The following is a 19416-nucleotide window of genomic DNA, read 5'->3' as shown; positions in this document are numbered from 1 at the left end:
TCCCCACCAAGAACGCCACCGTCTTCGTCATCGACAAGGTGCTCACACCCGGCACCAACAAGAACTGACACTCGTCCGGGCCATCACCACCTCCCAGTCGATGGCCCGGCCACAGCGGCCGCCGCAGCTTTTGTGACCTCCGAAGCCGCGGCGGCCCCTTCCTCTATGTCCACAGTGGCCACTAAGGCCTGTGGATCACAGCCACGCGGCAGGATGAACACTATCTGCCGCATGGGGAACGTTGTAGCGGCAGCGTTCCGCCGGTCGTCGCCGTCGCTGGTTCACTCCATGGCCACGGCGACGGCCGGCCCCCGCCATGGGGTTTGGCCGACGTCGTCCGTCCTGTGCTGGAAGAAACCGAGGCGTTGCTACTCGGCTTCATCGAAGCAGACGGATGTCGCGTGTCGCGATCATGGTCGGCAGGACCACCTCCCACCTGACCATGAAGGTCGTCAGCCTGCTCGCCACCAGCCTCTGCGGACTCGCCATCGGCTGGCGCGTCCTGGCGCTGGGGCTGCCGGGCGACGGTGGTCCTCCGGCTTCGTCTCGGTGGCGGCGATGCCCGAACCACGGGCGACGATCGCGGAGTGGAACCGATGAGCACCGGGTTCCGTTACTTGCCGGGCAAACGAGTGACATCGCGGTCCAGCACCGCCCGCAAGCTTCGCTGTCCCGAAAACCCTTTGACGTCTATCGAAGGGCAGCCGAAATGAGCGGGCAGCTGGATCCAGCCGACGACGGAACCGATCCGCCGTTCCCGGTGGACGTCGATCTCGAGGTCGAACGGCTGACCCAGCGGGTCTCCTGGGCTGCGGAGGTCAGGCTCGGGCTGTCGAACCGCCCTGAACTACGTCGCGTCCATGCGACGGTGGTGAATTGCCTGGGTTTCGGGCGTGGTGAGCACGAACCGCTTGGCGCGGTCGTGCTGGTGGTCGACGAACTGGTGTCCAACGCCTACCGGCACACCATCACTCCCGGCGTCCTCGGCATCACCCGGACGTCCCGCGGTCTCCTGGTGGAAGTGACCGATGACGACCCCGACGTGGAGCGGATGAAGGCGAAAGCGGACGAGCGATTCGGTCCCGGCCATCACGGGCTTCGTCTTGTCACCCACCTGTCGCTCGAATGGGGAGTACGGCCCGAAGAATCCGGGAAAGTGGTGTGGGCGCTGGTTCCGGCGCGGATGTACTTCGAACGGTGAAACACCGGCCGACGCTTTCACCGAAGTCGTTGGCAGGGCCGAGCGGAGACACCCGCCCGGCCCTGCCACGGGGTCAGCCGTTGGCGGCGCTGGTGTTCACGTCGCCGTTGACACCCTTGGGGAAGAACCCGCCCGACGTCGCCGCTTTGGGAGTCAGGTAGACGATGTTGAGCACCTGGCCCGGCGACCGGCTGAAAGCGATGCCGTTGCCGTCGGTGGGAACGATGTTCGCGCGGCCATTCCCGTCGACGACGCCCTGGTCGAGGTCTGTCGTGCCGTCGAGACTGTCGCGGGCGTCGGAGAGTTTGACGCTGGCTTCCCGGAGGTCACGTCCCAGCAGGCCGAGGCCGAGAATTCCGCCGCTGTGCTGGTAGAGCGCGGTACGGATGTTGGCGGCGTGATAAGCCTCGACGGCGAGAATGCCGGCGGCGGCCTCGAGGTAGGTCTTGTTGCTGATCAACGGTGCCGCCCCCTTGTAGGCGGTGACACCGACGTCCTCGAACAGGTAGGCGGCGAGGAGGAAGTTCTCCTCGCAGGCGAAAGCGTCGAAGCTCTGCCCTTTTCTGACCAGCCCGGCCGCCTGAGCCGCCGCGGTGAAGCTGGACTGCAGATCGATCGCCGGACGGCTCACCGCGGCCGAGCCGAGCGCGGTGCGCAAGAACTCCACGTGCGCCTTCTCGTCGGAGGCGATCTCCTGGGCGTACTGGCGGGCGGCCTTCGTTTTGAACCGCACCGCGCGACCCCCGGTGACCCCACCACGCGTCCCGGTGCCGGTGGTCAGTGAATCGGCGAGCCCCTTGCCGGTGACGGCGTGGAGATAGAACTCGGCTTCCAGGTACTCCAGGTTGAGGGCGAAGTTGAGCACGGCACCGTCGCTGACCCCCTCGGCCGCCGCTTCCCCCTCGGCCTGCCGCGGGGTGGCAGCGGACGCCGGACCGGCCAAGCCACCGAGGGCTCCCGCGCCGACGACCCCAAGACCCGTCATCCCGGCAGCACGCAGGAATCGACGCCTGTCCTGCGGGTTCTCCGCACTGCGGTTGATCATCGATACGGCATAGCGTTTGCCGAACACGTGCGATCTCCTTCCCGCCCGTGTCCTGGCTGCGCACGACAACGGGCGTGCCCCACAACTTCGGGCGGACCCGAAGAGGCGGGGTTGACCTTCGCGGACACTCTGCTTTCGTGCTCGCGGGCGGCGCGGCTTGGCACCCTCACCACATCGACCTGGAATCCACGAAAGTGCGGTGCTGGAAGAAGTGGGCCCGGCACCATCCGGCGCACGCGACACGAACACGGCACAGCCGACGAGCACCGCCAAGCCCGTCGAGGCCCGGTGCTGCGCGGAGCACTGGAGAATATCGCGTTGGCGCTTGAAGGCGAGGGCCGAGAGTCGGCATGGACAACGCGCCGGCCGTGTAGCGGACGTGGTCGGCGACCACGACGAAAGCACGAACTGGCCACTACCGGCCCACATGCGGCTACGCCGGACCGGCCCGGCGACCACCGCTCGCCACCGACCAGAAATCGGCACAGCAGGGAAAACGGAGCACAATGACGCGAAATCACCTGCGAATTACACTCGCATGACCCGCCAAATCCACAGGTCAGTCAAGATATTGATCTTGAGCCGCCAAGGGGGCTCGAACCCCTGACCTTCTGTTTACAAGTTCCAGCGCCGACCTGCGGATAGTCGGCGACGTGGGCGTTGCTGTGCCTCAGAGGTGGCAAACTGGGCGTGATCGGCATAGCTGAGCAGCAGTTCGTGGACCGGAATGTGGACCAGATTAACGCGGGTGTCCGCGTCAGTCGGTGAGCGTTGGCGCGGTCCACGCTAGCTCAGGCGACGCCGGTGTCGGTGTCGGTGTCGGTGTAGCGCGCTGAACCGGTGGGACGACACTATGGTCATGAACATCGAATTGGGGGACGCCGTCGCGGCCCTGCGGGACGAACTGCTGGACGCTGCCCATCGCGCCACGGTCACCGAGGTCGAGTTCGCAGTGGGGCCTATCGAGCTGGAGTTCGCCGTGGAGTTGCGCAAGGACGCTAAGGCCAAGGCCGGGTTCAAGGCATGGGTGGTGTCCGCCGACGCCGAGGCCGGCGCCTCTCACACGACCAAGCACAAGGTCACCGTGACGCTAAACCCGCGCAAACCGGGCGGCGACGACATGATCGTGTCGAACAAAGCCGCCCGCGAGGACGGTCCTGGGGACACAACTGGGCACATCGGCCGCTGACTGGCGCCAGCTCAAGGGGAGGAATTGGTCGGTGGAGCGGGAGCGCGTTGTGGCCGTCACCGGCCCTGGAGGCCAAGGCTCGGGCTACGTGATCGCCCCACGGCTAGTGCTGACCTCAGCACACGTCGTCACCACTATGGAGGCGTCGGTGACGGTGTTCCGGCCCGGCGTGTCCGGCACCGTCACCGCGCGCCCGATTTGGTGCGGAACCCCGGCAGGACGTGACGACGCCGCGCTGGTGTTCATCGACGACCCGACGTGGACACCGCTGGCCGACACACCGGTCGTGTGGGGACGTACCGTCACCTATCAGCCCGGGGCCGTCTGCCATGCCTGGGGTAGGCCACAGGTCGTTCAACGTGACGGCCAGCCAATTGATACCGGCCAGGTCACCGGCTCCCTCAACCCGGGCAGCCGGATCGTCGCCGACCGATACCTGATCGAGCTCGACCAGTTCCCGCCAGAGGGCGACTCGCCGTGGGCAGGGATGTCCGGCGCGGCGGTGTTCTGCGGCGACCTGCTCGCCGGAGTCATTGCGGTCGACCCCGCTAACCGGCAACACGCGGCGTTGGAGGCGGTGCCGACCTACGTCCTGCTCCACGACGAGACGTTCGTGACCAGGTTGGTCGAGCACGCCGGCGGACATGCGCTGCGGTGTAAGGCCATCGAGCTTCAGCCCCTGTCCGATACCCGAAGCCACGTTTCGTCGTGGGAACCGGCCCGTTCGCCAGCTGCGTTGCTGTCCGCGCACCGCGCGGTGGTGCCGTTTCGCGGCCGGGACGAGATTCTGGGTAAGTTGCGTGCGTGGGCGGCGGAGCCGGGCGTTGGCGTCTGGTTACTGCACGGCCCGGGAGGTCAGGGTAAGACCCGGCTAGCGCACGAGTTCGCTGGCCAACTGCAGGACGAGGACCAGGCTTGGGCGACGGTCTGGCTGAACCCCACGGCGGATGCCGCGAGTATCGGCGTGCTGGCGGCGCTGTCGTCGGCGACGCTGGTCGTGGTGGACTACGCGGAGAACCGCGCTGAGCAGCTCACCGCCCTGTTCGTCGCACTAGCCCAGGTGGGCTCGACCGTGGCGGTAAAGGTGCTGTTGTTGGCCCGGACCGCGGGTGCGTGGTGGGACGAAGTGGCCGCGACCGGCGGCGACACCGTCCGCGATATCGCAGAGCTGGCCCGGCAGCAATCGCTCCCGCTGCTGGATGCGACCCCGGACGCACGCACCCTGACCTACCGGGCAGCGGCGTCCGCGTTCGCGACGGCGCTGAGCGCGGTGCCGGGCATGTCCGACCAGCCGTGGGCTAAGATCGCGGCCGCGCTGCATGAACCGGATGTTGTCGCCTCGACAGTACTGGCAGTCCAGATGACCGCCTTGGCGGACCTGCTCGACGCAATGGTCTCAGGCCTGACTGATCGGCAAGTTGCGCCAGCTTCACCGGGCCCTGAGGACCGGGTACTGACTCATGAACGGGGCTATTGGAAATCCACCGCGGCCGCCCAAGGATTACTACCGGGGCTGGCGTTGGCGACGTTGACCGATCTTGTGATCGTCGCCACGGTACTCGGACCGAGAACCGTCGACGATGTCGGCGCCTTGGTGGCGCGAGTGCCGGGGCTGGCCGATCAGCCGGTGGATCGGCAGGACGCAGCCGGCGCGTGGCTGTTGAGCGTGTATCCCGCCGATGACGACGGTGCATTCGAAGGGCTAGTACCGGACCGGGTGGCTGAGCGGCTGGTCGGCCGCTCAATCCTGGAGACTGGACGTACGTGCGTCGTGGAACGCCTGGCGGCACAGGTCGACGGTGAGGAAGTCGGGCGACTGTTGACGGTGTGCACTCGAGCGGCAGCACACGCTGTGTTCGGCGCTCGTGTCGGCGACCGGGTGACGCGGTGGTGTGTCGAGCAGGCAGACACCCTGGCCGTGGCGGCGATCGACGTCGCAACACAGGTGGAGGTACCGCTGCCGCTACTGCGGGCGATCGACCAGATCGCTACAACCAACAGGGTGGACACCTCGCTGCTGGAGCGCATGGACAATGCGTTCCCAACACAGAGTCAAATTCACGCTGACGCTGCGGCGACGATCGGCGAAGTGTTGGTTGACCGTCAGCGACAGGCCATTGCGAAGAATCCAGGCCTGGATGGTGCCCGTCTTGCCAAAAGCCTTCACAACTTCGCGGTCCGCCTGGGTGCCCTGGGACGACATGAAGCTGGGCTCGAAGCCATCACTGAAGCCATCGAGATCCGACGCCAGCTGGCCGAACAACGACCCAACGCCTTCCTGCCCGACCTCGCCGCAAGCCTTCACAACCTCGCGATCCGCCTGGGTGACCTGGGGCGACGGGAGGAAGCGCTCGAAGCCATCACTGAAGCCGTCATCACCTACCACCAGCTGGCCGAACAACGACCCGACACCTTCCTGCCCAACCTCGCCGCAAGCCTGAACAATCTCGCAGGTCGTCTGGCCGAAGTGGGGCAGTGGGAGGAAGCGCTCGAAGCCATCACCGAAGCCGTCACCGCCAACCGCCAGCTGGCCGAACAACAACCCGACACCTTCCTGCCCGACCTCGCCGCAAGCCTTCACAACCACGCGAACATCCTGGGCGAACTGGAGCGACGGGAAGAAGCGCTCGAAGCCATCACCGAAGCCGTCACCGCCAACCGCCAGCTGGCCGAACAACGACCCGACACCTTCCTGCACGACCTCGCCGCAAGCCTTCACAACCACGCGACCCGCCTGGGTGCCCTGGGACGACATGAAGCTGGGCTCGAAGCCATCACTGAAGCCATCGAGATCCGACGCCAGCTGGCCGAACAACGACCCAACGCCTTCCTGCCCAACCTCGCCGCAAGCCTTCACAACCTCGCGCTCCGCCTTGGTGACCTGGGGCGACGGGAGGAAGCGCTCGAAGCCTCCACCGAGGCCGTCATCACCTACCGCCAGCTGGCCGAACAACGACCCAACGCCTTCCGGCACGAACTCGCCGCAGGCCTGAACACCCTTGCAGGCCGTCTGGGCGAAGTGGGGCGACAAGAAGCTGGGCTCGAGGCCATCACCGAAGCCGTCATCACCTACCGCCAGCTGGCCGAACAACGACCCGACACCTTCCTGCACGACCTCGCCGCGAGCTTGAACAATCTCGCAATCCAACTGGGTGTCTTGGGGCGACGGGAAGAAGCGCTCGAAGCCATCACCGAAGCCGTCAGCACCTACCGCCAGCTGGCCGAACAACGACCGAACGTGCATCTCAAGAAACTTGATCAGTCGCTCCGTGTTCAGGCCTGGCTAGCCAACGAACTACCCATCCTCCCTGCCGCAGAAGACAAAGAAGCAGCAGCACCCCGAGCCACACAACGCTAACGCGACAGGCACGAAACATGCCAACCTCGCCTTGCAAAAGTAATGGTCTGCAACATCTGGGGTGTTTGCCGCTGGTTGACGTGACCTGGGGCGCGCCTGGGGCGGCTTGTCTGGATACTCCTGACTCGTGTTCGCACCCATCGTGGTGCCCATTGATCAACTTGCGTAGCACTTTGGCCGACGATACGACTGGTCGAGTATGACCAAACAACACAGCATTACGGCGGCGCGGTACTTGACCGGCGACGAGATGGTCGACTGAGTGGCTCGATACGGGTGACACGACGTCACCTGGGCCTCAATACCTGCGGATGCTGCGGCCGAGTCGTCCCGTCTGGGTGGACTTGAGCAAGGTCTACCAGGTTGGTGAGGTTGAGCCGTTCGTATCGGACGGTCTTGATCTCTCGGCGACGGTCCGCGGGATTCTCAGCATGTGGCGGGCGACCACGACCGGGCACTGGGTCGGGTGGGTGATCTTCACGCTCGGCGATCTCGACCAAGGTGGCACTCGTCACCAGCAGTGGGTCATCTCGGACGCCGTGCGGCCCCGGGACACCGAAAGTCGCTGATCAGACGGCGAGGAACCCGCTGAGAGGTGGCGTGTGACGCGGGCCGATGACGGCGAAGCGGTCGCGGGTGCTGATCGCGCCGACCGGTTCCTCGACCGGAAGTGCGGCACCGTTCGAATAGTAGGCCAGCAGCATCACGGCGGCCTCGGCGCTCGGGCTGACGAGCCCGTGGTGGTTGCCCTGTGCGGACACGGTCGGCGGCGGTCCGGCGACCGGGTAGGCGGCGTTTTCGGTCCGCCTCCACGCATCAGGGACACGAACGGCGGGACCGCCAGTGCCGTTTCGCGGCGGCACGTCTTGGTCCAGAGTCCAGTCGATGACCGTGGACGCGGCAGCACGCCGGGCTCGACGACTCGCTTGCGGCACGAGGTAGAGGGGTAGCGGTACACGTACTGGCCGTGCTTAACCCCGCATCAGGCCACCCTCGCCCTGCCCAGTGATCATTCCGAGGTTCTCCAGCCGGCCGAAGACCGCGTCAAGAACGTGGACGACCTCCGGCAGCTCGTCAGCGACCACTCGGTTCCGGCCGGCTGAACTACACGACCGCCAAGGGCGGAATGCGGGGCGACGGAGCGGGCCGCCTGCGGGCGGCAACAGGCCCAGTGATAGGTCTGGGCACCGTGTTGAGGCAGCGCGCTCTCGTGCACCACAACAGTAGGTCGGCTTACCGAGACCGCGTTTACGTAGCGGGCGGGCATGCACATCCCCTCTCGAAGACATGCCCGCATTTTGCTCAGCAGTAGAAACGATGGTGGCCGATCGGAACTCTGGCGTGTAGCCCGAGACCCATCCGCAACCACGGGCCGGGAGTCACCTGGTCACAACTGACCAACGTCCGAATACCCCTCGCGACAACTGTCGTCTTCCCGTACCAACAGTGACCGTAATACTTGACCCCCGCAGGCCCCGATCGGAGTGTCACCGATTGCTGAAGCAAAATCCGTTCGATATCACCTAGTTCACTAAAAGAACTTTAAAACTGTAACCTCATCATTATCTGGTCGATTACGAATCAATACTTGACCACCGTTTGCCCAAACCTCTTCGAGGTATGCATACACCTGGAGTGCTCGGTTGATCGTATCTGTTTTCGAGTCTCCCGTTAACCCAACAGCCTTCTCCAGCGCACGAGAAGCTCGTGGCCCTAGATTGACAGTGACACGCTCAAGGCCACCACCGCCACCACCCTTGCCTTCAGGCGGCTGCTTGCCTGGGCCAGTCTTCGAGGCCAGCTTCTCGTTTCCAACTTCTTCATCAACCATCCCACCAGCCATCATAATTCCCCTTCACTATTATTATCTATTATTCAATTTCCCATAAAATCGGCGGCGGAAACGTCGCATCTGATAATAATCGGCACATCGCTGGCCAGCGAGAGGGTGCCGCGATGACTGCAACCCGACGGAGCGATAAACACCGACTGCGCCCGCAGTGGCGACACGGCAAAAAACCGCAACTGGGCAACCAGAATCATCTCCCCCGATTTCTGGCATACATAGTCCACCTCAGTCACAGCCATCCAATGTTGCTATTCTGTTATCCAAGCACTGCAGCGACAGGCGCCCAGCTCGATCTTGCGAGATTTGCTTCGCCGCAAGCCGTACCGACATCTTGCGTCTGTAACTACCAGGTTGTCAACCCGAAATGCAGATAAGTGCTGCATATGACATGCATGACTTGCCTACGGGGGACTAGGGTAGCCCCGCGCCACGAAACGCAACCAAGTACCCCTCTCCGGTCACGTAGAGCAAGGGCATTACACCTGACGTGCGACGCGCGCCGGTCACTCGTTCCAGTGACGCACAGTCACAAGTCGACACTCTGAGTACTAATCATCCGTATTCGGATTCGCCTTGATCAATTTCTTGCGTACTCATGAGTAATATTGGTGTCGCGCGACTGTCCACTGTGGAGCTTCTTTGTTCGACCATGTTTACGCAGGTAAGAAGTGCTAACAGAAAAGACAACGTTGACATTCGTGATCTGCGCGGGTCTCGCGACACGCAACCCATCCCGGTGGCGAAGAAGTCACGTATGCGTGGCACGATCGAGTTGTCCAAGTTGCCCTTCGTTGCGGGCACCGCAGGGCAGGCGGCGGACGTCGAGGGGGCCTGAGGGGAGAGGGATGCGGAAGCTCCCATAGCCTGCAAGTTGCATTGATATGCGTGAGATGCAGACGATCGCCATCACTCGTTCAGGCGTTGCGAGTACATCGAACACGTGAGTGGTATCGTCTGGCAGCGGTAGGCCTGCGGGTTGGCCCCCCGCTCTGCATCAGGTTCATCCGGCGACCGAGCAAAGCCCCGGTCAGCGACCCATCACCACCCGGAGGGAAGGCGGCGATACGCCGATGGCAGACGAGGTTGTGCGCAAGACGGAGCTGAATCAGCTCCCTACCGACCGCGGACAGCACGCTGTCCCGCACGAGGGAGAACGGATCCCGCTTCGGATCGGCGCCGAAGCGGGCTTCCGCAAGAACGTCGACGGCATGAACGCGTACGCACGCGCATACGCTGAGGCCCAGGACGACGGCAAGTTCGGCCGCCACTTAGGCCTCACCATTCCGATCCTGGCCGGCGCGGCCATCCCGGGCATCACGGTCGCGATCATCCTCGCGATCGCGACGGCACCTGAATGGCTGATCATCGTGGGCGGCATCGGCGTCATGCTCGTCATGGCCGGTGTCCTCTACATGTACAAGAAACTGCACAAGGACTAGAAACTCTTCCTGGACGAGCCGCTGTCGGGGCCGCGGCTGTCTGGTAGGAGACCACTCAACTGCGCCGAGCCAAGGAGCCAACGCAGCCTCCGGCTCACATGAAATGGGTGTCGCCCGGTGACCTCCCACCCGGGCTACCCAATTCATTACCACCTGTGACAACCGCAGACGGCCGCAACTCCGCCAAAAGTGAATCGTCCCGTTCCTCGGCAGCCCCGCGGCGCACCCACCCAGATCTCCTAATAAACCTGTGTCGTTACCACTGAAGGTGGTCGATAAGCACGCAGCGTATTCGACACGCGGTCGTGATCACCAGTGCGACAAGCCTCTTGATCCCACATCGAGTCGCCAACGACGCCTTGGCGCCTACCAGAGCCCCCTCGTTCACGACCGTAGCCGTGCTAGCCCATGGCGCGAACGATTTCGCGTTTCAGTGGTCAGACGTGACCGTGGGCATCGCCTCGGCGTGCATGGTCGGGATCGTATTCTGCCGGAACGGCACGACCCCGGCCAACACCATGCCGACGTCTCCGAGCCCCGCTTGCGTCGGCAGCGAGTAGGGCGCGCTAAGCAGTGAGCCCTGGAAGTTCGCGACCACGAGCAGCATCGCCTCTTCGTAGGTGGAGGTCAGGGTGTCCATCGGCCGTGTCAGGTGCTGGCCGTCGCCGTTGTGGCGGTGCGCGGCGATCACTGAACCCGGCGCGACCGCGACCGGTGGCGTGAGGAGACCGGTTCCGTTGGTCGCGGTCTGAGCCCATAGCGGCTGGCTCATGTCCCGTGTCCGGCAGTCGGAGCCGAGGTCTCGCAACACCACATCTCGAAAGCAGAAGGACCGCGCTGACGTGGCGGGGCCTTCTGCTCTGTCGGCCTGCCGGAGCCTCGGGCTGCCGCGCGAACACCTGTTCTCTGTTACCTGGCGCACACCGTAGGTAATGTGGTCAGTTACGGGAGCCGTTCGCGGAGGGGAGCCATGGACGACACACTGTGGCCGCTGGAGCCTGCCACTGAGGCGAAACATCGGCTGTACAAGCGTTACCTCGACGGTTGGTGGCCTGTGTTGCTCCAGCCGAACAGCCAGGGGTATAGCTGGCCGAAGGTGACCTACGTCGATGCGTTCGCCGGCCCCGGCCGGTACCGCGACGGCGAAGAGGGCTCACCGGTGTTCGTGCTCGATAGGCTGCTGAAGCACGCCGCGCGGGACCGGATGGGGCTGCGTCGTTCCCGTGTGCAGCTGGTGTTCATCGAGAAGCGTCGCGATCGATACGAGCACTTGGTCGCCGAGCTCGGCGAGAAGTTCGGTGACCTGGCGGCTCTGCCGGTGCGGGTCGAGGTCGTGCACGGCGAGGCCGCCACTGAGACCACACGGGCGCTTGACCGGCTCGGCGCCTGGGGGAACCCGGTTCTTGCGATCTTCGATAGCTGGGGCAACGTGAATGTGCCGCTCCCGTTACTGAGCAAGATCGCGGGCAATCGGGCCAGTGAAGCGATCGTGACGTTCGGGCCGAACTGGTTCAGCCGCCGGGAAGACCTGGACACCGACCAGCTCGACGCCGTGTTCGGCGGTCGTGAGTTCTGGCAGAAAGCCGACCGGGACAGCACCCCCGACGAGCGATGGCGGGAGTGGCTCGCGACCTACCGCGACGCTCTCCAGCGGGCCGGATTCGAGTATCAGCTGAAGTTCGAGGTCGTGCCCCGCACTGGCCAGCCGCTGTACCTGGTCCACGGCACCAAACACGTCAAGGGTGTCCAGGTTATGAAGGACGCCATGTGGAAGGTGGACGGCGAAGGTGGCATGAGCTTCCGCGACCCCCGTACCCGCGGGGCCGAGATCGCCGGGCAGATGGATCTCTTCGGTAGCGGCGGAGGCGTCGACCCGGAGCTACGGGAACTGCTCGCACAGAGACTCGCGAGCGGACCAGTCAGTGTAGAGACACTGCGTGACTGGCTGGAACGGGAAACTGCCCGGTGGCTCGGCAAACACGCGCCAGAGGCGCTACGAACCCTCGCAGCCGAAGGCGTGGTGCACGTCGAACCATCCGGGCAGATCAACCGAAAGTCGGTCGTCAGGCTGCGGTGACCACGCGAGATGGCATCTCGTCCCACGTCCGGCCTTCGAGGTCACGGCCGCCGGCCTTCGGGGTACGGCCACCCCACTGCTTGAAGAAGAACGGGACGTGAGCCTGCTGGCACTGATCTCGGACCTCGATGGCCCACTCCGGTGCCATCGGGCGTGCGTGCGGGCCAGACTCTCCGCCGACAATGACCCACCCGATCCCAGCAAGGTCCAGCTGAGACAGCGGGCCGAGCAGTGGCTCGCAGGATAGGAACCGCACCGCGGCGGGCACCTCGCGCAGGTCATCGACCCGATAGGCCACGCGCTCGTCCTCGACCGATACCCCGAGCCACAGGTTCGCCGGCCAATCCAACGAGGACGCGAGGCGCCGGATCCGGCGGGACCTTTTCGTCAGCACCTGGTACGTGTGCTGCGGGGTCGCCTCCATGACCGCGAACACCCGCCGGATGAACTCCACCGGCACCTTCGCGTGGAACAGGTCGCTCATCGAATTCACGAAGACCAGCCGGGGCTGCCGCCACCGGAACGGCTCCCCGAGCGCCGCGGCGTGTGTCGCCACCCCGAACCCCGGGCCGCTCGTTCTCGGGTCGCCGTCGGTTTGATATTTCGCCGACCCCATCGCTTTGAGCCGCTTCGCCAGCGTCAACGCGTAGCAGTGATCGCACCCTGCCGACACCCGGTCACACCCGGTCGTCGGGTTCCAGGTCGCCTCGGTCCACTCGATCGACGAACCATCACTCATCGCCTTGCCCTCCTCCACATTCGTCGGCGGAACTCCAGTTCCGTCCCGGGTGGCGGGGAATGTCGTACGCGGACGGCCACTCCCCGTGCACTCTACTTCGCGTCGCAGGCTCACCATGCCCGACGCGCAAAGTCACTGGTTCTGCCCGGCGGCACGGACGATCTCGCGGTGCGTCATCTGGGCAGCGGCGTCGGGATTGGCGATGATCCACGCGGCGAGCCGCTTCGCACGTTCCAGGTTCCGGCGCCCCGGACGCGCGAGCCAGCGGCCGTGGTCGAGCGGGAGCGTCCCGGCGGTCCAGCCCACGTTCTCGGGATCGGGGTAGGCCCGGTGCAGGTGCCACTCGTCCGTGCCGGACCAGCCGCTTTTGCCGCGGTGGACACTGTGGGCCGCCAGTGCCCACACGGTGTAGTCGTGCTCGGTCAGGTAGAGCCCTCGCTCTTCGGTCCACACAAGTTCGGCAGGAGACTTCGTCATCACCGCTCCCCCTCGGCCTCAGCTTGGGCTGCGAGGTGTTCTGGCCTCCCACTGGCGAGATGGGTTTCGAGATCGTGAAGTGTGAGCGTGAGGGTGCGCTGGAAGTTCGGTTGTCCCACGTCGGGCGGGAGGAGTTCGTGGAGCCGGTCGTAGTCGACGGTGAAGACCTCGACGCGGTGACCAGCCATCGTGCCGGTGATGGTGACCCCGGTGCAGCCGCCGGGGTGCGCCGTCAATCCGACCGCGTTGTCTCCGCTCAGGGTGTGTGCCCAAGCGATCGCCGCCGTGATGCCCTCTTCGCTGGAGACCTGGAGCGTCGAGCGCGAACTGGAGACGCTGGCCAGCTCGGCCAGGTCGGGGTGGGCGTTGATGTGCACGGACAGAGCCGCGAAGAACGCTGCCTGGTTCAGGGTTTCAGTCATGTCGTTCAGTCCTTTGTGGTCGGCCTCGGCGGTGTGGTGGGGTTCGTCAGATGTGCCATTGGTGGCCGCAGTCGAGGCAGGTGGCGATTCCGGCGAGGACGTAGAAGCTCCAATGTGTGCAGCTCATGACCTGGCCTTCTGACGGAGGATTTCGGTGATGACGTCGGCGGCTTCGGCGCCGGTCTGGGCCCATGCCTCGCCGTCGAGGACCTGGTCGAGGTACTGCGCGATCTCCGTCTTGGCGCGTCGCCACTGCTCGCCGGTTATCGCGAGGGCGTCGGTTGCCTGACCCGTCTTTTCCTGTGCTGCCATGGCGATCTCCCTCGTGGGTGGTGATCCGCTGGTGTGCCGGGTTGGTTTTCTTCGCTGCCCGTAGGGCGGGGCGTCGGCTCTGCCGCTGCCCCTTTTTCGGCGCACCGCGCGGCCCCAGAGGCTCGCGGTCAAGGGGTCAGGCCGAAAAGTTTGTGAGCGCACGCTTTTCGCGCTCGGAAACTTTTCGGAATGTGCCCCTTTACCGTGAGGTTGGGGCCGTGCTAAGCCGGGCTGCGAAGCTCAAAGACACAGTCCGCGCTTGCGCGGACCTTGTTCCGCCCGCAGAGGGCGGTTATCGGTGGAGGCGACCGTGCGCCGGCGGATTGCCCCGGTCGGTGGACGGTTTCTGTCGGGGGCGCGTGTCACCATGGATTCCATGGAGCTGACCGGACGCGACTTCGACCGGATCCCCCGCGGCAACGTGCGGGTGCATGTCGTGGAATTCGCGCGCCTGTGGCTCGCCGCGGAACGCCAGTACGACCGTGAGCGCACCTGGGCGGCGCTCGGCGTGGTCGACGTGTGCCGCTGGATCGCCTGCGCGACCGTCCGTCTCGAAACCGGCCGCACGTTCCTTGCCTACGCCCCAATCACGGAGCGAACCGGGCTCGCACACGAAGAGACCATCGAAGCGGAATGCCTGGCCGCTCAGCGTCTCGCGCTGCGCCGGCCGGTTCCCAGCTACGTCGCGAACCGGCCCGGCTGGCTCGATTCGATCGTGGCCACCCTGGAGTGGGCGTGGCACCGCAGCGGCGTTCCGCCGCTCGACGTCCCCGCCCACTCCCAGGGCTGACCTGCTCATCGCCCAGACACCGCGCCGTCGGCGTCGGCCAACTCGGCCGCGTCGGCGGCGTCATTGCTGTTGCGGCGGTACAGCTCCGCCGCCTGCGCTTCTTCCTCGGCGTGGCGTTCCTCGGCGGCCTGGCGGGCGGCGATCTCCTTCAACGCGCGCTGCGCCACTTCGACCGCTCCGGCGGTCTCCTCGGCTGTGGGCACCCGGACCTCGTCGGACTCGACGACCGGGTCTTCGGCGGCCGCGACCTCGCGGACGTCGGCCACCTCCACCTCCGTGACCACGTCCTCGCCGTCTTCGGCGGTGGTGACGGTGTCGACGTCGTCGGCGCGCCGCTGGGCGACGTCGGTGAGGTCGTGGTCGGCGGTGACCTCGCGGTGGGCGTCCTCGGCGGCCATGTGCTCGCGGTGGGCCTCAAGCCACTCGTCCGAGGTCACCAGCGGGGCTGGTGTGGTGTCGAGGTTGCGGGCGGAGATCTCGGCGCTGGCGCGGTCGGCCGCGGCGCGGGTTTCGGCGGTGTGGGCGTACCACAGCGCTCGCGCCTCGTCCGCACCTTCCAGCTCGGCCGCGCGAGCGGCGAGAGTGTCGGCGAGCGCGTCGGCCTCGGCGGCTTCCTGCAACAGCCGTTCCCGCTCTTCTTCAACGGCTGCGGCGTCGGCTTCGGCGCGGCGCATGGCCGCGTCCCGGCGGCGGGCGTCGAGGGCCTGGTGGGTTCCGGCGAGTTCCTGGCCGACGAACTCCGGCCCCCACGCCTTCTCCCGCTCCCACGCCCGCATCCGGACCAGCAACTGGCCGTCGGACATCTCCAGCTCGTCCCGCCCGGACTCCGGGCGCCCGAGGACTCGCCAGGCTGAGCGCCACGACGCGTACGCCTCGACCTGCCCGGACTTCGGGGCCGCGCCCAGCGCGGTCTCCTCGTCCTCGTGCCCGGTCAGCTCGCGGTGCGCCGCGACCATTCCGGCCCGTTTGCTCCACTCCTTCACCAGAGCCGGGTCGTCGGGCACCGGCCCGAACGCCTCGATTGCCCACTGCTGCGGCTCCGCGGCCAGCTGCTCCCCCAGCTCCAGACGGCGGGCATCAGCGGTGTCGGCGAGCGACCGCAGGTAGGTCGCCCATTGCGGGTCGTCGACCTTCGGGAGCCAGTCAGCGTAGGAGTCGCCGACGGGGTCGAGGGTGACGGTGTCGGTGATCCGGTGGTGGATCACGTTCGTCAGCTGCCGCGCCCCGGACAGCGTCCGGGCGGTGACGGCGTGGTCGAGGACATCGCGCGGGTCGTGCCCGGCGAGCTCGGCGCGGCGCAGGAGCCGCGCGAGCGTGGGGCCGCCATCCTCGGCGGCGATCCTCGCCCGCTGGTTCTCCGTCAGCTTCCCCTCCTCCACGAGTTCGTCGAGCCACCGCTGGGTGCGGCCAGCGGTGGCCAGCTCGGTGGCGTCCGCGAGGAGCTCGGCCGGGGTGCGGATCGCGTCGTTGTCCGCCGCCGCCTCGGTGGCTTCGGCGAGCGCGGAGCGTTGCGGGCCGGTGCCGTCGAACGCGGCGGCCAGGACGGCGGCCGGGGACCGTTTCACCGCCTGCAACGCCGCGCCTTCGGTCGCGTCGGCCGGGACGGCCAGCGTCGTGACGTGCGCGGTGTTGCCCTCGCGGCCTCGGGTGAGCCCGACGTAAAGGGCTTCCTGTCCGGTGGCGTCGGTCACCACGGCGTGGGAAGTGTCGACGGTGAGGCCCTGTGCGCTGTGGACGGTCGAGGCGTAGCCGAGCGCCACATGCTCGGACACATAGGCGCCGGGCAGCGTGATCCGCTCCCCCAGCACCTCGCCCACGCCGTCCTCGCGTCCGAGGACGCGGGCGACGATCAGGCCGCCGTCCTCGCGGGTGTCGAGGACGCGGTACTGCTTGCGGTTGATCGGCGCCTCCGGGTTGCCGTCGAACCCGGTAAGGTGCCAGCCGTTCCGGCGAGCCTGAACCAGGTCCCCGACGCCGGCGTAAGTGCCCTGTATTCCCAATGGCACCCCGGCTTCCTGCACTTTGCCGAGCCGGACGAGTTTATTGCGGAGCTCGGCCGACAGGTGCGCGGCCTGCTCGTTGGTGTCCACGATCAAGATCGAGTGCTTCCCCGCCAGGGTGTCGGCGAGCCACGCCTTTCCGGCGGTGGCTTCGGCCTGTTCGCGGGTTCCGCCGTCGAGGATCCGGCCGTGCTTGTGGTAGTCGCCGAGCACGGTCTCGTCACCGTCGCGCAGCCGCAGCGACGCCGCACGCTCCCACTCGGCGTGGAACCGGCGGACCTCGGTCAGCTCGTAGGCGGCCCCGGCGGTGGCCATGAGATCCATGCCGCCTCCAGCGCCGACTGCGGCGAGCTGCCGGTGGTCACCGGTCAGCAGCAGCTTCGCCCCCGCCTGCTCGACGTGGTGATGGATCCTGGCCAGGTCGGCGGTGTTGGCCATCGCGGACTCGTCGACCACGACCATGTCGCCGGGGTTGAGCTTCCACTCGACGTGTTCGGGGTGGGTTGAGCCCTCGGCGAGCTTCTCCTGCACGCCCAGCCACTGCGCGATGTTCCGCGCGGTGAGTCCTTCGCCGGCGAGGATGTCGGTGGCGACCTGGCTGGACGCCAACCCGATCACGCGGCGGGACTGCCCGCCCCACAAGTCGTTGTCCTGCCACGCTTTCGCCAGGGCGCCGACCACAAAGGACTTCCCGGTTCCGGCCGGGCCGACCAGCGACTCGACCGCCGCGCCGGAGGTCAGCACGCCGCGCACCGCGGCGTGCTGGTCCGCGCCCAGCACCATCCCGTGATCCGCCAGCGCGGACACGAAGCCGTCCACGTCGGACACGTCCAGCGCTGGAGCTCCGCCCCGGGCAGTCGCGGCGGCGAGCGCGCGCTCGGTGTGGATGTGTTCCGGGGTGGCGTAGAGGCGGCGGCCCGCGGCCTCGTAGGCGGATTCGCCGTTCGCGAGCTTCAGCGCGTCCGGCAGGACGGCGACACCGGGGCGGTCGGTGGCGAGCGGGGTCGCGAGCTTCACGCCCTCGGCGGTGAGGGTGTCCAGCAGCCGCGCGACCTGGGCGCCGTCGAGGTAGCCCAGGTGATCCGGGAGCGCGTCGGAGATCGCACGCGTCAGATCGGGTGCGGTCCATGCGGACTTGGTGGACTGCACGTCCGCCAGCGCGGTCTTCAACACGTCGTCCGGTGACCACTGGGCGGCTTCGCGCTGGCCGTGGTCGAGGTTGAGGACGTCGCGGGCGACGCCGGCGAGCCCGTCGGCGACCTCGGCGCGCAGCTCGCGGTCCCAGCGCTCCAAGCGTTCTTCGACGGTTTCGCCGTCGTGTGACTTCGCCTTCCGGGTCGCGAAGGTGGCCTGTCGCTGCAAGCGGTCCAGCTCCAGTGAGTTCGGCTCCCGCCCGAACCTCGCCTCGAACGCCTCGACCAGGCTGGCGGTCTTCTTCGTGATCGCGCGGCGGCGCGAGCTGAACAGGTCCATCACCTGCTGGTCGATTCCGACGATCTCGCGGGACTTCCCGTCCGGGCGCGTGGCGAACCGGATCCCGAGCGCCTTCGCGAGGTGTTCCTCGGTGGTGCGCTCCCCCACCGCCGCGGCCGCGCCCCGGTGCGCGTACAGGGCGCGGCCGTCCAGCGTGCGCCACTGCCCGTCCGCGCCTTCGACGCGGTTGAGGATCGCGTTGTGGATGTGCAGCTGCGGATCGTGGTTGCGCGAGTCGTGCTGAAAGAAGCTGGCGACCACGAAGTCGTGGGCGTCGATGAACCGGCCCGCGGCCCCGCCGTGGTGCCCGACGCGCGAATACCCGGCGTGCTCGGACAGGTAGTCCAGCGACGCCCGGTTCCCGGCCCAGATCGCGTCCTCCACCGCGTCGCGGTGCGCGCGCCACGAATCGGCGGCGGTGCGGGCGTCGTCGCGCTGCCGCCCGAGCTCGGCGAGTTCGGCCGGGGACGCGCCCGTCGCCGTGGCGGCGGCGAGCGCATCGTCCAGTTGTCCAGCCGTCCGTTCAGCGCGAACCTGCTGTGCCTCGAACGCGGTGTGCAGAACGGTGACGGACTTCTGGACGCTGAACGTGGCGTCCAAAAAGGCGACGTTCTTCCGCGCGGACTTGTTCGCCTCCAGCCGCAATTCCTCGCGGCGTTCACCCGTCGCGTCCGGTTCCTTGTCCAACGCGGCGGCGTACAACTCGTCCGCCGTTGGATAGTTCCGCCCGGTGTGGCCGAGAGTGGACGCCTCCGCCCACCGTGCTGGATCCTTGAACGCCTCGTCGCGTGGGTCGACGAACTGCTCGTAGACCGCCTGCATGTCCTGCTCGTCGACGAGCCCCGTGAGGCCGAGTTTCTCAGCGCCGCCGCCGTACCAGCGGCCCGGCGGCTCTCCCTCGGCGACCGCGTCGGTGTAGTAGTTCTCTCGGCCTTTCGCGACCTCCTCGGTGAGGTAAGAGACCGAGTATCCGTTCGACAACGTCAGCATCCCGGCCTCCTAACAAGATCGACACACGGGCTTTGAAGATCAACAACGGCGAGGG

The 19416-nt window shown here is 66.6% G+C and carries 16 protein-coding genes; 6 read left to right on the top strand and 10 right to left on the bottom strand.

Annotated elements, in window-relative coordinates:
• The first annotated feature begins 709 nt into the window (after window positions 1–709).
• On the top strand, window positions 710–1201 hold the full coding sequence (locus LCL61_RS08845; protein ID WP_340686382.1) for an ATP-binding protein: 492 nt from the start codon (window positions 710–712) through the stop codon (window positions 1199–1201).
• A 73-nt stretch (window positions 1202–1274) separates the two neighbouring features.
• On the opposite strand, the gene LCL61_RS08840 is transcribed toward LCL61_RS08845, so the two are convergent.
• Window positions 1275–2273, bottom strand: coding sequence for a ferritin-like domain-containing protein (locus LCL61_RS08840; RefSeq protein ID WP_340686381.1), 999 nt, complete (start codon window positions 2271–2273; stop codon window positions 1275–1277).
• 832 nt (window positions 2274–3105) lie between these two features.
• Between LCL61_RS08840 and LCL61_RS08835 the strand changes: the two genes are divergently transcribed.
• Complete coding sequence (locus LCL61_RS08835; RefSeq protein ID WP_340686380.1) at window positions 3106–3435, top strand: trypco2 family protein; 330 nt, start codon at window positions 3106–3108, stop codon at window positions 3433–3435.
• Between the two features lie 31 nt (window positions 3436–3466).
• Complete coding sequence (locus LCL61_RS08830; protein ID WP_340686379.1) at window positions 3467–6793, top strand: tetratricopeptide repeat protein; 3327 nt, start codon at window positions 3467–3469, stop codon at window positions 6791–6793.
• Window positions 6794–7362: 569 nt separating this feature from the next.
• On the opposite strand, the gene LCL61_RS08825 is transcribed toward LCL61_RS08830, so the two are convergent.
• The 3 genes from LCL61_RS08825 to LCL61_RS08815 form a co-directional block, all read right to left on the bottom strand.
• Complete coding sequence (locus LCL61_RS08825) at window positions 7363–7554, bottom strand: hypothetical protein (protein ID WP_340686378.1); 192 nt, start codon at window positions 7552–7554, stop codon at window positions 7363–7365.
• A 770-nt stretch (window positions 7555–8324) separates the two neighbouring features.
• A complete protein-coding gene (locus LCL61_RS08820) occupies window positions 8325–8624 on the bottom strand; it encodes a hypothetical protein (protein WP_340686377.1) in 300 nt (99 codons plus the stop codon).
• Between the two features lie 44 nt (window positions 8625–8668).
• Complete coding sequence (locus LCL61_RS08815) at window positions 8669–8881, bottom strand: hypothetical protein (protein WP_340686376.1); 213 nt, start codon at window positions 8879–8881, stop codon at window positions 8669–8671.
• Between the two features lie 831 nt (window positions 8882–9712).
• On the opposite strand from LCL61_RS08815, the gene LCL61_RS08810 reads away from it, so the two are divergent.
• Window positions 9713–10081: a hypothetical protein gene (locus LCL61_RS08810; protein ID WP_340686375.1), complete on the top strand. Its 369-nt coding sequence runs from the start codon at window positions 9713–9715 to the stop codon at window positions 10079–10081.
• Window positions 10082–10511: 430 nt separating this feature from the next.
• Here LCL61_RS08810 and LCL61_RS08805 read toward each other — a convergent pair whose 3' ends face one another.
• Window positions 10512–10853 (bottom strand): hypothetical protein, encoded by a 342-nt coding sequence (locus LCL61_RS08805; protein WP_340686374.1) that lies wholly within the window; start codon window positions 10851–10853, stop codon window positions 10512–10514.
• Between the two features lie 198 nt (window positions 10854–11051).
• Here LCL61_RS08805 and LCL61_RS08800 point away from each other — a divergent pair, with 198 nt between their 5' ends.
• Window positions 11052–12158: a three-Cys-motif partner protein TcmP gene (locus LCL61_RS08800; protein ID WP_340686373.1), complete on the top strand. Its 1107-nt coding sequence runs from the start codon at window positions 11052–11054 to the stop codon at window positions 12156–12158.
• Here the strand turns inward: LCL61_RS08800 and LCL61_RS08795 are convergent.
• The 4 genes from LCL61_RS08795 to LCL61_RS08780 form a co-directional block, all read right to left on the bottom strand.
• Window positions 12145–12897, bottom strand: a complete 753-nt coding sequence (locus LCL61_RS08795; protein ID WP_340686372.1) for a phage Gp37/Gp68 family protein — start codon at window positions 12895–12897, stop codon at window positions 12145–12147. The two genes, LCL61_RS08800 and LCL61_RS08795, sit on opposite strands and share 14 nt — an antisense overlap.
• Before the next feature lie 132 nt (window positions 12898–13029).
• Window positions 13030–13374: a hypothetical protein gene (locus LCL61_RS08790; RefSeq protein WP_340686371.1), complete on the bottom strand. Its 345-nt coding sequence runs from the start codon at window positions 13372–13374 to the stop codon at window positions 13030–13032.
• Window positions 13374–13796 carry a hypothetical protein gene (locus tag LCL61_RS08785; RefSeq protein WP_340686370.1) on the bottom strand — a complete coding sequence of 141 codons (423 nt, stop codon included), beginning with the start codon at window positions 13794–13796 and terminating at the stop codon, window positions 13374–13376. The genes LCL61_RS08790 and LCL61_RS08785 overlap by 1 nt, the downstream gene beginning before the upstream one ends.
• 123 nt (window positions 13797–13919) lie before the next feature.
• Window positions 13920–14108 (bottom strand): hypothetical protein, encoded by a 189-nt coding sequence (locus LCL61_RS08780; RefSeq protein ID WP_340686369.1) that lies wholly within the window; start codon window positions 14106–14108, stop codon window positions 13920–13922.
• A 376-nt stretch (window positions 14109–14484) separates the two neighbouring features.
• Here LCL61_RS08780 and LCL61_RS08775 point away from each other — a divergent pair, with 376 nt between their 5' ends.
• Complete coding sequence (locus LCL61_RS08775) at window positions 14485–14898, top strand: hypothetical protein (protein WP_340686368.1); 414 nt, start codon at window positions 14485–14487, stop codon at window positions 14896–14898.
• 5 nt (window positions 14899–14903) lie between these two features.
• On the opposite strand, the gene mobF is transcribed toward LCL61_RS08775, so the two are convergent.
• Window positions 14904–19361 carry a MobF family relaxase gene (gene mobF / locus LCL61_RS08770; RefSeq protein WP_340686367.1) on the bottom strand — a complete coding sequence of 1486 codons (4458 nt, stop codon included), beginning with the start codon at window positions 19359–19361 and terminating at the stop codon, window positions 14904–14906.
• Window positions 19362–19416 lie beyond the last annotated feature (55 nt).

This window comes from Amycolatopsis coloradensis, from assembly GCF_037997115.1.
In the GTDB taxonomy this organism is placed as follows: Bacteria; Actinomycetota; Actinomycetes; order Mycobacteriales; family Pseudonocardiaceae; genus Amycolatopsis; species Amycolatopsis coloradensis_A.
The sequence above is the reverse complement of the archived record's forward strand: the minus strand, read 5'-3'. Positions and strand labels throughout refer to the sequence as shown.